Genomic DNA, 12,752 nt, shown 5'->3' on the forward strand with positions numbered 1-12,752 from the left:
AAAAAAACAGCCACAAGCTGCAAGCTGATCCTGGTCAGGCATTCAGACGCTGGCCCATTCAGCTTGCCGCTTGAAGCTTGTAGCTCACAGCTGCTTTATTGCGACTTCCTGACGCGCAGGTACCACTCGGACAGCAGACGTACCTGTTTGTCGGTGTAACCCCGCTCGACCATCCGGGTGACGAAGTCGTTGTGTTTTTGCTGATCCTCTTTGCTCGCTTTGGCGTTGAAGCTGATAACTGGCAGTAGATCCTCGGTGTTCGAGAACATCTTCTTCTCGATGACCACACGCAGCTTCTCGTAGCTAAGCCAAGTCGGATTCTTGCCATTGTTATTGGCACGGGCGCGCAATACGAAGTTGACGATTTCGTTGCGGAAATCCTTCGGATTACTGATGCCAGCCGGTTTTTCGATCTTTTCCAGTTCTTCGTTAAGGGCGACGCGATTGAGGATTTCGCCGGTTTCCGGATCACGGTATTCCTGATCCTGAATCCAGAAATCCGCGTACAGCACGTAGCGATCGAAGATGTTCTGACCGTACTCGCTGTAGGACTCCAGATAAGCCGTCTGGATTTCCTTGCCGATGAACTCGATGTAGCGCGGCGCCAGGTACTCCTTGATGAAGCGCAGGTAGCGCTCGCGGGTTTCGGCCTGGAACTGCTCTTGCTCGATTTGCTGCTCCAGCACATACAGCAGGTGTACCGGGTTGGCTGCGACTTCGTGCGGGTCGAAGTTGAAGACCTTCGAGAGAATCTTGAACGCGAAACGGGTCGACAGTCCGTTCATGCCTTCATCGACGCCCGCGCTGTCGCGGTACTCTTGAATCGACTTGGCTTTCGGGTCGGTATCCTTGAGGTTCTCGCCGTCGTAAACCCGCATCTTGGAGTAGATGTTCGAGTTTTCCGGCTCTTTCAAACGAGATAGAACGGTGAACTGCGCGAGCATTTTCAGGGTGTCGGGCGCGCAGTGCGCCTTGGCCAGCGAGCTGTTGAATAACAGCTTGTCGTAGATCTTGATTTCGTCGCTGACGCGTAGGCAGTACGGCACCTTCACGATATAGATACGGTCGATGAAGGCTTCGTTGTTCTTGTTGTTGCGGAAGCTGTGCCATTCCGATTCGTTGGAGTGGGCCAGCAGAATACCGGTGAACGGGATCGCGCCCAGGCCTTCGGTACTGTTGTAGTTACCTTCCTGGGTGGCGGTGAGCAGCGGATGCAGGACCTTGATCGGCGCCTTGAACATCTCCACGAATTCCATCAGGCCCTGGTTGGCCCGGCACAGCGCGCCAGAGTAGCTGTAAGCGTCGGCGTCGTTCTGTGGATATTCTTCCAGCTTGCGGATGTCGACTTTACCTACCAGAGCAGAGATGTCCTGGTTGTTCTCGTCGCCCGGTTCGGTCTTGGCAACAGCGATCTGGTTGAGGATCGACGGATAGAGTTTCACCACCTTGAACTGGCTGATGTCGCCCCCGAACTCGGCCAGACGTTTGGTCGCCCATGGCGACATGATGGTATTCAGGTAGCGGCGCGGGATGCCGTAGTCCTCTTCGAGGATCGTCCCGTCTTCGGTAGGTTTGAACAGGCCCAAGGGCGACTCGAAAACCGGCGAACCCTTGATGGCGTAGAAAGGTATTTTTTCAACGAGCTGTTTGAGCTTTTCAGCCAGAGACGACTTACCGCCGCCTACAGGGCCGAGCAGATAAAGGATCTGTTTCTTCTCTTCCAGACCCTGAGCGGCGTGGCGGAAGTACGAGACGATTTGCTCGATGCAGTCCTCCATGCCGTGGAAGTCTTCGAACGCCGGATAACGCCGAATGACTTTGTTGGAGAAGATCCTGGACAGCCGGGAGTTGGTCGATGTATCGAACAACTCAGGCTCGCCGATGGCCATCAGAAGACGTTCTGCGGCTGAGGCATATGCACTGCGATCGGTTTTGCAGAGCTCCAAGTACTCCTGTAGCGAGAGCTCTTCCTGGCGTGTCGATTCAAAGCGTTGTTGGAAGTGGCTAAAAATACTCATGACGTCACCTCGCTCGATACGTGGAGCCGGCGGCGGATCGTCAGTCGATGCTGGATGACTGCTGATCAGTCAGCGGTCATTACCCCCCAAACACCATAAAAGTAGCTACCGATGACCCACGCGCCGGTGTACCGGCTCTCCCCTGATTCGGATGGCCTGAGGCTAAGGATAGTTCGGATTCGCACACAGAAAGAAGGAAGGGGCGTGAATGAGGGGTAGCCATTCGTCAGTTGGACGCGCGAGGCCGCATAGGACGCGGCTTCGCGCACCGAAAAAATATTTTTCGATCAGCCTTGCGCGGTTTCGCCCGGGAAAGTGTTTTTCCAGAGTTCGAAACCGCCATCCATGCTGTAGACCTCGGAGAAGCCCTGACCTACAAGATAGGCCGCCGCGCTCTGACTTGAGTTGCCGTGATAGCAGAGGACGACGAGCGGTTTGTCGAGGTCGGCCTGGCGAATGAAATCAGCGATGGAGTGGTTGTCCAGATGGTGCGAGTTCGGGATGTGGTTGCTGGCGAACGTTTGCGCATCGCGAACGTCGACCAGCACGGCGCCTTGTTCGCGCAGGGCCTGGGCCTGCTCCGGCGGAATGCGTTTGAAGTCGGTCATGGCGGGGGCTCCTGGGCCGTAGAGTTCTCGTACGGTCGAGAACGGAAGAAACAATTCTAACGCTGGAAAGAAGTTCGGTCGTTGGCCGTTGAGTCAGCCGATTCTTTAGAGGCGACGTTGCCTTGCTCATTGCAATCGCAATGAATCAGCTCTCGCGTGTCGACATTGAGCATTGTCATCGCCCCGCCCCATACGCAACCGGTGTCGAGGGCATAGACGCCCGGCTCGCTGCAGCGGCCTTCGAGCGCGGCCCAGTGACCGAAGATGATGTTCAGGCCGCGGGTCTTGCGATCCTTGTGGCTGAACCACGGCGCGTACCCCGCCGGCGCGCTGTCCAGACCTTCCTTGCTCTTGAGGTCCAGCTTGCCGTCGCTGGTGCAGAAGCGCATGCGAGTAAAGTAGTTGGTGATCACGCGCAGGCGGGTCACGCCGTGCAGATCCTTGTCCCACTTGGCTGGCTCGTTACCGTACATGCCGTCGAGAAATGGTTCGAACAGGTTGTCATCGCGCAGCGCTCCCTCGACTTCCTCGGCGCAACGCAGGGCTTTTTTCAGCGTCCATTGCGGCGGGATGCCAGCGTGCACAAGGGCGATGTCGCGCTCGGCGTCGTAATGCATTAATTTCTGCTGCCGCAGCCATTCGAGCAGCTCATTGGCGTCGGGGGCTTCGATGATTTCCCGAAGGGTGTCGCCTTTTTTCAGGCGCTCGATGTTGCGGCCAGCGGCGAGCAGATGCAGGTCATGGTTGCCGAGCACGCAGACGATGGAGTCGCGCATGCCGTAGAGAAAACGCAGGGTTGCCAGGGATTGAGGCCCCCGGTTTACCAGATCGCCCACCAGCCACAGTTTGTCTTTGGTGGAATCGAACGACACCCGTTGCAACAGACACTTCAGAGGCTCGAGGCAACCTTGCAGGTCGCCGACTGCATACACCGTCATCAGTGAAGCGCCCCCGGCACCGCCAGTCGGAACGGAGCGATGATCGCCTCGAAGCGTTTGCCGTCTTCGGCGAGCATTTGATATGTGCCCTGCATGTTACCGACCTTGGTGGTCATGACCGTGCCGCTGCTGTAAGTGTGGCTCTGTCCCGCCTGAATCAGTGGTTGCTGACCCACGACGCCTTCGCCGCGAACTTCTTCGACATTGCCGTCTCCGTCTGTGATCACCCAGTGTCGCGACAAGAGCTTGGCCGCCAGCTCGCCACTGTTATGAACCGTAACGGTGTAGGCGAAGGCAAAGCGGTTCTGCTCAGGTTGTGACTGTTCTGGGAGAAAGCGGGGGACGACGCTGACGTCGACCTGGTAACGAGGATCGGACATGCAAGAGGCCTTAAAAGCGGGGGCGGAAAAGCCGGAAAAGCCCGGAGAAGAGAGAGTCTAGGACATATGAGGCTTAAAAAACCAATTGGTGCTTAGACCAGACATGTCCCGAGGGTATCAACCGACGATAGGTTTATCAGTGAGCTTGTCAGCCAGACGCACGAATGCTGCCAGATCCAGCTGCTCTGGACGCAAGCTGCCATCCACACCTGCTTCGCTGATCTCTTCGCTGGTCAGCAGCGCTTTCAGGGTATTGCGCAGGGTCTTGCGGCGCTGGTTGAAAGCCTCGCGGACGACGCGCTCCAGCGTTCGGTGATCCTTGGCCGGGTGTGGCAAGGTCTCGTGCGGCACCAGGCGGACGATCGCCGAGTCGACTTTGGGTGGCGGGTTGAACGCGCCGGGCCCAACGTTGAACAGATGTTCCACACGGCAGTGGTACTGAACCATGATTGACAGGCGACCCCAATCACCTCCGCCCGGACCTGCCGCCAGACGCTCGACCACTTCCTTCTGCAGCATGAAATGCATGTCGCGAATCAGGTGGGCGTTCTGCAGCAGATGAAAGATCAGCGGCGTAGAGATGTTGTAGGGCAGGTTGCCGACCACGCGAAGACTGTTGGGCGCTGCGTTCAAGGTGTTGAAATCGAACTTCAGTGCATCGCCCTGATGCAGGTTGAAGTTGGGCATGTCGCTGAACTGTTGCATCAGAATCGGCACCAGGTCTTTGTCCAGCTCCACGACATCGAGCTGCGCGCCGCTGCTGAGCAGGCCTTCGGTCAGTGCGCCCTGGCCCGGGCCGATTTCCAGCATGCGGTCATCGGCTTTGGCGCGAATCGAGCGCAGGATCTTGTCGATCACGCCCGCATCGTGCAGGAAGTTCTGGCCGAAACGCTTGCGCGCCTTGTGTTGGTATTGCTCAGTCATTTACGGGTCTCGGCCATCTGATAGGCGGTTTGCAACGCGACCTTGAGGCTGCCGGTGTCGATCTTGCCGCTGCCGGCCAGATCCAGCGCGGTGCCGTGATCCACTGACGTGCGGATGATTGGCAGGCCAAGCGTGACGTTCACGGCGGCGCCGAAGCCTTTGTACTTCAGCACGGGCAGACCCTGGTCGTGGTACATCGCCAGCACTGCGTCGCAGTGCTCCAGATATTTGGGGGTAAACAGAGTGTCGGCAGGCAGCGGACCCCGTAAATCCAGGCCTTCGCTGCGCAGACGCTCCAGGGTAGGTTCGATGATGTCGATTTCTTCGCGACCAAGATGGCCGCTTTCGCCCGCATGGGGATTCAGTCCGCAGACCAGAATGCGCGGGTGAGGGATGCCGAACTTGTTGACCAGATCTTCATGGAGGATGCGAGTCACGCGCTCCAACCGCTCAGGGGTAATTGCGTCAGCAATATCACGCAGAGGCAGGTGAGTGGTAACAAGCGCCACGCGCAGATCGCCGGTGGCGAGCAGCATGACCACTTGTTCGGTTCGGGTCAGTTCGGCAAGGAATTCGGTGTGGCCGGAGAAGGCGATACCGCTTTCGTTGATCACGCCCTTGTGCACCGGGGCGGTAATCATCCCGGCGAAGTCGCCATTGATGCAGCCTTGTCCGGCGCGGGTGAGTGTCTCAAGAACGAACGCACCGTTGGCCTTGTTCAATTTTCCGGCAATCACCGGGGCCTGCAGCGGGGTGTCCCACACGTAGAGGCTGCCGGCCGGTGCCGGAATGTCAGGCCATGTGGACGGCGTGACAGGAATCAGGCTGACAGCCACGCCCAGTTGTGCGGCCCGCTCGCTGAGCAGGTCGCAACTGGTAATGGCGATCAGGGGGTATGGCTGGGACTGCGCGGCGAGCAGCAGGCAAAGGTCAGGACCGATGCCAGCGGGCTCGCCGGGTGTCAAGGCGAAACGCTGGGGTTTCACTGAGCAGCCTGGTCGGCGCCAGGAAGCTTGATTTCAACGTAGGCTTCGTCACGGATCTGACGCAGCCAGGTTTGCAGCTCTTCGTCGTATTTGCGGTTACGCAATACAGTCATCGCCTGTTGCTCGCGCGCCTGGTTGGTGCTGTCGGTCGCACGACGGCCCAGGACTTCCAGCACGTGCCAGCCAAACTGAGTCTGGAACGGTTTGGACACGACACCTTGCGGAGTCTCGTTCATGACATCACGGAATTCCGGCACCAGCGTACGTGGGTCCACCCAGTTCATGTCACCGCCGTTGAGTGCAGAACCCGGATCCTCGGAGAAGTTTTTCGCCAGCTCGGCGAAATCTTCACCGTTCTGGATGCGGTCATAAATGCGCTGCGCCAAGGTTTTGGTTTCCGCTTCGCTGCGGATTTCGCTTGGTTTGATCAGGATGTGACGAACATGGACTTCGTCGCGCATCTGGGTCTGATTCTCACCACCGCGTTTTTCCAGCAGCTTGAGGATGATGAAGCCACCCGGCGTACGGGCTGGAGGCGTCACTTCACCCGGGCTCATCGAATTGAGCATGTCGCCGAACGGAGGTGGCAGTTGAGCGGCTTTACGCCAACCCATGTCGCCGCCGTCCAGAGCGCTTTCGCTGGCCGAGGATGAAATCGCCAACTGCTCGAAGTTCGCACCTTGCTGCAGCTTGCCGTAAATGTCCTTGGCCTTCACTGCCGCCGCCTGGATCTGGTCCGAAGTGGCGCTGTCAGGAGTAGGAACCAGGATGTTGGCCAGGTGGAACTCTTCCGAGAACTGCGCCTTGCCCAGATCCGAGGCGAGGAAGTTTTTCACTTCCTGCTCCGACACCTGAATGCGCTCGGCCACACGGCGCTGACGCACGCGGCTGATGATCATTTCCCGGCGAATCTGTTCGCGTGCGTTGTTGTACGACAGGCCGTCGTGGGCCAGCGCAGCCTTGAACTGATCGATGCTCATGTTGTTGCGCTGAGCGATGGTACCGACCGCCTGGTTCAGTTCTTCATCGGTGATGCGAATGCCCGACCGCTCACCAATCTGCAATTGCAGGTTTTCCAGAATCAGACGATCCAGGACCTGAGACTCCAGAGCGCTGGCAGGTGGAACGCCCTGGCCGCGCTTGGCGATGGTTTGCTGAACTTCACGGGTGCGCTGGTCGAGCTGGCTTTGCATGACCACGTCGTTGTCGACTATGGCTACAACCTTGTCGATGGTGCGCACTTCAGCGTGCGCCACCGTACCGATGAGTAACGCGCCCAGCATCAGCGGGCGCAGACAATCAGAAAGCTTGGTCTTCACGTTCACGATAACCTTGGATGCCTTTGTCGAGGAAGCTTTCAACTTTTTGGCCGACTACGCCACCAAGTCCCTTCAACACGATTTGTAGGAATACGCCGCGGTCGCCTTTCTCGTTCTGCGGTATTTCTTGAGTGGACTCGTCATAGTCGACCCAGTACCGGTTGATCAAACGCAGCTTCCAGCAGCAGTTGTCATATTCAAAACCACCAAAGGCTTCGAGGGTACGATCACGGTTGTAGTCATATTGCCAGCGACCGATAGCGCTCCATTGCGGCGCGACTGGCCAGATGACCGAGAAGTCGTGCTGCTGGATCTTGTAGTAATCCTTGATGACGGATCCATCAGGGAAGGTGTAGTCGCCGCCGCCCACGCTCCACCGACCGGTAGTCTGGTCGTAGCGAACCTGGTCGTTGCGATAGCGATAACCGGCGTTGATGATCTTGCCGGGGTTGTCTTCAGGCTGGTAGTGAACCATGGCGCTGCCGGAGCGAGTGCTACGGCTATCCGGGTCCCAGTTGAAGTCCGACGTGGCACGCCAGTCGCGGTTGAAGCGGTACTCATATTCCAGCGCGTACGGGGACACGTCGGATTGTGCATCCTTGCGATCTTCGAAGCTGATGCCTGGTAGCTGCACCTTGCGGTCGGCGAAGTAGACCGCCTGGCCGATGCTCACACGCTGACGTTCGAAGCCATTGTCTTCGATCCAGCGGTTGGTCACGCCCAGCGACAGCTTGTTCTCGTCGCCGATACGGTCGGAACCAACGAAGCGGTTGTCGCGGAACAGCGAGGCATAGTTGAAGGTCGTTTCGCCAGAGTCGAAAATCGGGATGTTGTCTTGATCTTTCTCAGGCACGTACAGGTAGTACATGCGCGGTTCCAGGGTCTGGCGGTAGTTCTTGCCGAACCAGTTGGTATTGCGATCGAAGTACAGGCCACTGTCTACGCTAAAAATTGGCACTGCACGATCTACGCCACTGTCGAAACTTTGACGAGTATCAGAATTCTGGTTTTCAGTAGAGGCGATGAAGGCCTTCCCTTGCCCATCCAGGTCCAGATCGTATTTGGTGTAAGCATACTTGAGCTTCGGAGTTATGAATCCGTAGCTGGCTGTCATCGGTAAGCTGATCGAAGGAGCCAGGTTCAGCCTGTCACCCGTGGCGCGCTCGATCCCTCGGATGTTGTTGTCCAGGCGGGGGCTCGGATTACCATCTTCGTCAACGAAGTTGCCATCACGCAGGTCACGATCAAACCGTACCAGCTCTGACTCGTAATCGAACTTCAAACCACCCGGATTGAAAGGCAATGTGCCATTCAGCGTCAGCTGAGGCAGACGGCCATACGGCGTGATCTGGCTGACAGTGGTCAGCTGATACTGCTGAACGTTCAGGCGCGCCTGATAGCTGTCGCCGCGGTATGTCAGGTCGCCCTGCTGATTCAGGTAATCGTGAGTGGTCAAGCCTTCCTGACCGCTCTTCAGGTCCCTGAAGTAGTAAGGATCGCTGACCTTGGTGTAGTCGACGTGCGCGGTCAGGCGCTCATCCAGGCCGCTGCGGTTCTGCCAGTTGATCAGCCAACGGGTGTCCTTGTAATCGGATTCCTGCTTGCGATCGTCGTTGTCGTCGTTCAGGTAAGCCGCACCGAACTGACCTTCGCTGCTCTTGGTCAGGTAACGGAACTCGCCTTCGAGCAAGAGGCCGCGCTTGGCCATGTAGGTCGGATACAACGTGGCGTCGTAGTTCGGCGCCAGGTTGAAGTAGTACGGAGTGAGCAACGAGAAGCCGGTGTCGCTGCTGGCACCGATGGTCGGTGGCAGGAAGCCGGACTGGCGACGATCGTCGATCGGGAAATAAATGTACGGGGTGTAGAGGACAGGGATGTCCTTCACACGCAGCGTTGCGTTGGTCGCAGTACCGAAACCGGTGGCCGGGTTAAGGGTGATGTTGTTGCCCTTGACTGTCCAGGCGTTGCTGTTTGGTTCGCACGTGGTGTACGTACCGTCCTTCAGGCGGATGATCGCGTTCTCTGCACGGCGAGCGTACAGCGCGTTACCACGCACATTGGATTTGTGCAGCACGTATTCGGCGTTGTCGACCTTCGCTTCGCCCGTGTCCAGCTGTACTTCGGCATGATCACCCACGATCAGCGCGCCGTTGTCGCGCAGACGGACATCGCCGTTCAGTTCGCCGCGGTTTTCGGCCTGATGCAGGCTGGCTTCATCGGATTCGACCTGCATGGAGCCCTGGCGCATGACGACGTCACCGGCCAGGGTCGCGATCTGCTCTTCCTGCTGATAACGCGAAGCCTTGGCACCGATGAAGGTAGGGGCATCGCTCTTCGCGGTCTTGTCATCCATGCCTGGACGAATCGGCTCGATATAGGCACCGGAGCAGTAGGGACCGGTCTCCGCCAGCTGGGCAGCGGTCAATTTCTCGCGCGGTACCCAGTCCAAATGGCTGTAATCTGCGCTGCGCGATTTCAGGCCACGGCCCTTGGCCTCGGTGACCAGCATCGTCTTGGGCACGACTTCACCGCTTTCGGTGGTCGTTGTGGACTCAGTCACCGTGCTGCTGTTGGACGACACGTTATTGGCATCGTGCACTGGCCGCGGAGGCAACTGGACTGCAGTGGTTTTCGGGGAGCAATCCCAGGAACCTGTTGCAGACACCGAGCAGTCATACTGTTCAGCTGCAACCACGTACTGGGTGGCCAGAGGTTGCATCGCCAGCAAACTGCCGGTTACGAGCAACGGAAATTTTTTACGAAACGCGGGGGATTTCAATGCCATCTTATTAGTCCGGGCTTCCTGCGCGCCATCTGCCCGCGGGGGGGCCGCACGCCTCTCGATGGGCTGAAAAAGATGTCGGATAATAAAGCATGACCCGCTTGACGGCTAGCGCCGTCGGAGACCCTTGCAATGCCAGATCAAGATGTACGTCTGCAACACCTGAAAGTTTGGCTCGATAAGCAACTGCCAAAGTTGTTCGCGGCCCAAGGCTGGGGCGCCATACCCCCGGCCACGTTGACTGCGGCCAGTAGCGACGCAAGTTTCCGTCGTTACTTCCGCTGGGAAGGCGAGGGCCACACTTTTATCGTGATGGATGCTCCACCCCCTCAGGAAAACTGTAAACCCTTCGTCGATATCGCTCATTTATTGAGCAGATCAGGAATTAATGTTCCGAAAATTTATGCCGAAGACCTGAATCAGGGCTTTCTTTTGCTCAACGATCTGGGTCGGAAAACCTACTTGGATGTGATCGACGAACACAATGCGGATCAATTGTTCGCCGACGCCATCCAAGCACTACTGGCGTATCAGCAGTTGCCGATGGAAGCGCCTCTGCCCAGCTATGACGTCGCCCTCTTGCGTCGTGAGCTCGAGCTTTTCCCAGAGTGGTATGTGAAGCGGCATCTGGGAATCGAGTTCGATCAAGCGCAGCAGGCCAATTGGCAACGGGTCAGTGATCTGCTGATCGAAAGTGCGCTGGCGCAGCCGAAGGTCCTGGTTCATCGCGACTACATGCCGCGTAACCTGATGATCAGCGAGCCGAACCCCGGCGTGCTGGATTTTCAGGATGCGGTATACGGTCCGGTGACGTACGACATCACCTGCCTGTTCAAGGACGCGTTCTTGAGTTGGCCAGAAGAGCGTGTTGCGGGCTGGCTGAGGACTTATTGGGAGAAAGCCGGAGCGCTGGGTATCGCGGTGCAGGATGATTTCGAAGAATTCCGTCGCGCCAGTGATTTAATGGGCGTGCAGCGTCATTTGAAGGTAATCGGTATTTTTTCGCGCATTTGTCACCGTGACGGCAAGCCGCGTTACGTCGCCGACGTTCCCCGCTTCTTCTCTTATATAGAAGCGGTGCTGGCACGCCGACCTGAGCTGGCCGAGTTGAGCAATCTTCTGACCAGTCTCGGTCAGCCAAAACAAGAAGCCGCCGTGTGAAGGAATGGATGTGAAGACTGTCTTGAAGAGGGATGCATGAAAGCGATGATTCTGGCAGCAGGTAAAGGCGAGCGCCTGCGGCCGCTGACCTTGCATACGCCCAAGCCTCTGGTTCGCGCCGGTGGCGTCCCGCTGATCGAATATCACCTGCGGGCTTTGAAAGCGGCGGGCTTTGCCGAGGTGGTGATCAACCACGCCTGGCTGGGTCAGCAGATCGAGGATTATCTGGGCGATGGTCGGCAGTTGGGGTTGAGCATTCGCTATTCACCCGAAGGCGAACCGCTGGAAACCGGTGGCGGGATTTTCCGCGCGCTGCCGCTGCTCGGCGACGAACCGTTCCTGGTGGTCAATGGAGATATCTGGACCGACTGCGACTTCACGGCGCTGAATGCGTCAATAAATAACGCGCGGATCAAAGGGCTGGCGCATCTGGTGCTGGTGGACAATCCGCTGCATCACCCCGCTGGCGACTTCGCCCTGGTGGGCGGCGAATTGCGGGATGACGCCAGTCTGCCACGCCTGACCTACAGTGGCATCGCTGTCTTGGATCCCTGGCTGTTCGCCGCTTGCAGCGAGGGGGCGTTCAAACTGGCGCCCTTACTGCGCGACGCAATCGCCAAGGGGTTGGTGACCGGTGAGCATTTCACGGGCCGCTGGGTGGATGTCGGCACTCATGAACGGTTGGCGGAAGTTGAGCAGATCCTTGCGGTGAAACCCTAGATGCTCTGGCCTTTCACCGTGATTGGCGGTGGTGTCGGGTATGCGATCGCCAGCATCCCTGGTGCGATGCTGGGGGCACTGCTCGGACAGGCGCTGGACCGGCGGCTGCATATTCAGAACCTGGCCGAATTGCGCGAGCGCATCAGCGGACGCAAGGTGCCGCGCGATGATGAGCTGATCTTCATCCTGCTCGGTCGCCTTGCGAAAAGTGATGGCCGGGTGGTCGACGGTCATATTCAGCAAGCCCGGGTGGAGATGCGCCGTCTGGACTTGAGTGAGCCTGCCAAGCGTCGTGCGATCGCGGCGTTTGGTCGGGGCAAGGACGGCCATGACAATCTGCGCGTGCACCTGACGCGCCTGAAAACCCAGCCCCATGCAGCCGAAGGCCTGTTGCGTGCCTGCTGGCGCATGGCTTGGGCCGATGGCAAGGCCTCGAGAGCCGAGCGCGAGTTGATCATGCTCTGGGGCAAATGGCTGGGGTGGACCGCGGATAAGGTCGCGGCATTGTCCGCGACCGAGGATGAACAGCGAACGCGAGCGCCCGCCAGCGGCGGTCACGGAGAATACCAGAGGGCCTTGCGCTTGCTTGGTGTACGGACGGACTCGGAACCCGCGCAAATCAAGCAGGCGTATCGTCGTCTGCTGAGCCAGCACCATCCAGACAAGATTGCAGGTTCCGGTGCCAGTCAGATGCAGGTCCGGGACGCCACCGAAAGAACCCGCGAATTGCATAATGCCTATGCGCTGATTCGAGAGAGGCGCGGGTTTCGCTGATGGGAGGCTGCTTTTGGTACCACAGGAGGACGCACCCCCCCGCATCGGTCAACGTTGTCGTACGGCGCTTTATGCGGACTTCTGTAGCAGCACGGCTTGCCGGCAGTGGCGCCGGCGAGATCGCTACCGGCAAGCCGGACTG

Annotated in this window: 11 protein-coding genes; 3 read left to right on the top strand and 8 right to left on the bottom strand. The window is 58.3% G+C overall.

The window, feature by feature from the left end; translation table 11 throughout:
• Positions 1–95: 95 nt before the first annotated feature.
• The 8 genes from ACRER8_RS23585 to ACRER8_RS23620 all read right to left on the bottom strand — a co-directional run bounded on the left by ACRER8_RS23585 (position 96) and on the right by ACRER8_RS23620 (position 9,958).
• A complete protein-coding gene (locus ACRER8_RS23585; protein WP_062385212.1) occupies positions 96–2,018 on the bottom strand; it encodes a PrkA family serine protein kinase in 1,923 nt (640 codons plus the stop codon).
• Between the two features lie 287 nt (positions 2,019–2,305).
• Positions 2,306–2,626, bottom strand: coding sequence for a thiosulfate sulfurtransferase GlpE (glpE, locus tag ACRER8_RS23590; RefSeq protein ID WP_431748589.1), 321 nt, complete (start codon positions 2,624–2,626; stop codon positions 2,306–2,308).
• 56 nt (positions 2,627–2,682) lie between these two features.
• The gene (locus tag ACRER8_RS23595) at positions 2,683–3,564 is read right to left on the bottom strand and encodes a symmetrical bis(5'-nucleosyl)-tetraphosphatase (protein ID WP_431748590.1); all 882 of its coding nucleotides are present in this window, start codon (positions 3,562–3,564) and stop codon (positions 2,683–2,685) included.
• Positions 3,564–3,944: a Co2+/Mg2+ efflux protein ApaG gene (apaG, locus tag ACRER8_RS23600; RefSeq protein ID WP_431748591.1), complete on the bottom strand. Its 381-nt coding sequence runs from the start codon at positions 3,942–3,944 to the stop codon at positions 3,564–3,566. Before apaG ends, ACRER8_RS23595 begins: the two co-directional genes overlap by 1 nt.
• A gap of 117 nt (positions 3,945–4,061) precedes the next feature.
• Positions 4,062–4,868, bottom strand: a complete 807-nt coding sequence (gene rsmA, locus ACRER8_RS23605; RefSeq protein WP_431748592.1) for a 16S rRNA (adenine(1518)-N(6)/adenine(1519)-N(6))-dimethyltransferase RsmA — start codon at positions 4,866–4,868, stop codon at positions 4,062–4,064.
• The gene (gene pdxA / locus ACRER8_RS23610) at positions 4,865–5,854 is read right to left on the bottom strand and encodes a 4-hydroxythreonine-4-phosphate dehydrogenase PdxA (RefSeq protein WP_431748593.1); all 990 of its coding nucleotides are present in this window, start codon (positions 5,852–5,854) and stop codon (positions 4,865–4,867) included. The genes rsmA and pdxA overlap by 4 nt, the downstream gene beginning before the upstream one ends.
• The gene (locus ACRER8_RS23615) at positions 5,851–7,173 is read right to left on the bottom strand and encodes a peptidylprolyl isomerase (RefSeq protein WP_431748594.1); all 1,323 of its coding nucleotides are present in this window, start codon (positions 7,171–7,173) and stop codon (positions 5,851–5,853) included. Before ACRER8_RS23615 ends, pdxA begins: the two co-directional genes overlap by 4 nt.
• Positions 7,154–9,958: an LPS-assembly protein LptD gene (locus ACRER8_RS23620; protein WP_431748595.1), complete on the bottom strand. Its 2,805-nt coding sequence runs from the start codon at positions 9,956–9,958 to the stop codon at positions 7,154–7,156. The genes ACRER8_RS23615 and ACRER8_RS23620 overlap by 20 nt, the downstream gene beginning before the upstream one ends.
• Positions 9,959–10,087: 129 nt before the next feature.
• Between ACRER8_RS23620 and ACRER8_RS23625 the strand changes: the two genes are divergently transcribed.
• The 3 genes from ACRER8_RS23625 to ACRER8_RS23635 are packed head-to-tail and all read left to right on the top strand — an operon-like array spanning position 10,088 to position 12,610.
• A complete protein-coding gene (locus tag ACRER8_RS23625; RefSeq protein WP_431748596.1) occupies positions 10,088–11,116 on the top strand; it encodes an aminoglycoside phosphotransferase family protein in 1,029 nt (342 codons plus the stop codon).
• Between the two features lie 36 nt (positions 11,117–11,152).
• On the top strand, positions 11,153–11,836 hold the full coding sequence (murU, locus tag ACRER8_RS23630; protein WP_431748597.1) for an N-acetylmuramate alpha-1-phosphate uridylyltransferase MurU: 684 nt from the start codon (positions 11,153–11,155) through the stop codon (positions 11,834–11,836).
• Positions 11,837–12,610 (top strand): DnaJ domain-containing protein, encoded by a 774-nt coding sequence (locus ACRER8_RS23635; RefSeq protein WP_431748598.1) that lies wholly within the window; start codon positions 11,837–11,839, stop codon positions 12,608–12,610.
• Positions 12,611–12,752: the final 142 nt, after the last annotated feature.

This window comes from Pseudomonas sp., from assembly GCF_050739935.1.
Taxonomy (GTDB): domain Bacteria; phylum Pseudomonadota; class Gammaproteobacteria; order Pseudomonadales; family Pseudomonadaceae; genus Aquipseudomonas.

Coding starts and splice junctions, on each gene's coding strand:
- ACRER8_RS23585 (WP_062385212.1), bottom strand. CDS start 2,018: ATGAGTATTTTTAGCCACTTCCAACAACGCTTTGAATCGACACGCCAG.
- glpE (WP_431748589.1), bottom strand. CDS start 2,626: ATGACCGACTTCAAACGCATTCCGCCGGAGCAGGCCCAGGCCCTGCGC.
- ACRER8_RS23595 (WP_431748590.1), bottom strand. CDS start 3,564: ATGACGGTGTATGCAGTCGGCGACCTGCAAGGTTGCCTCGAGCCTCTG.
- apaG (WP_431748591.1), bottom strand. CDS start 3,944: ATGTCCGATCCTCGTTACCAGGTCGACGTCAGCGTCGTCCCCCGCTTT.
- rsmA (WP_431748592.1), bottom strand. CDS start 4,868: ATGACTGAGCAATACCAACACAAGGCGCGCAAGCGTTTCGGCCAGAAC.
- ACRER8_RS23620 (WP_431748595.1), bottom strand. CDS start 9,958: ATGGCATTGAAATCCCCCGCGTTTCGTAAAAAATTTCCGTTGCTCGTA.
- ACRER8_RS23625 (WP_431748596.1), top strand. CDS start 10,088: ATGCCAGATCAAGATGTACGTCTGCAACACCTGAAAGTTTGGCTCGAT.
- murU (WP_431748597.1), top strand. CDS start 11,153: ATGAAAGCGATGATTCTGGCAGCAGGTAAAGGCGAGCGCCTGCGGCCG.
- ACRER8_RS23635 (WP_431748598.1), top strand. CDS start 11,837: ATGCTCTGGCCTTTCACCGTGATTGGCGGTGGTGTCGGGTATGCGATC.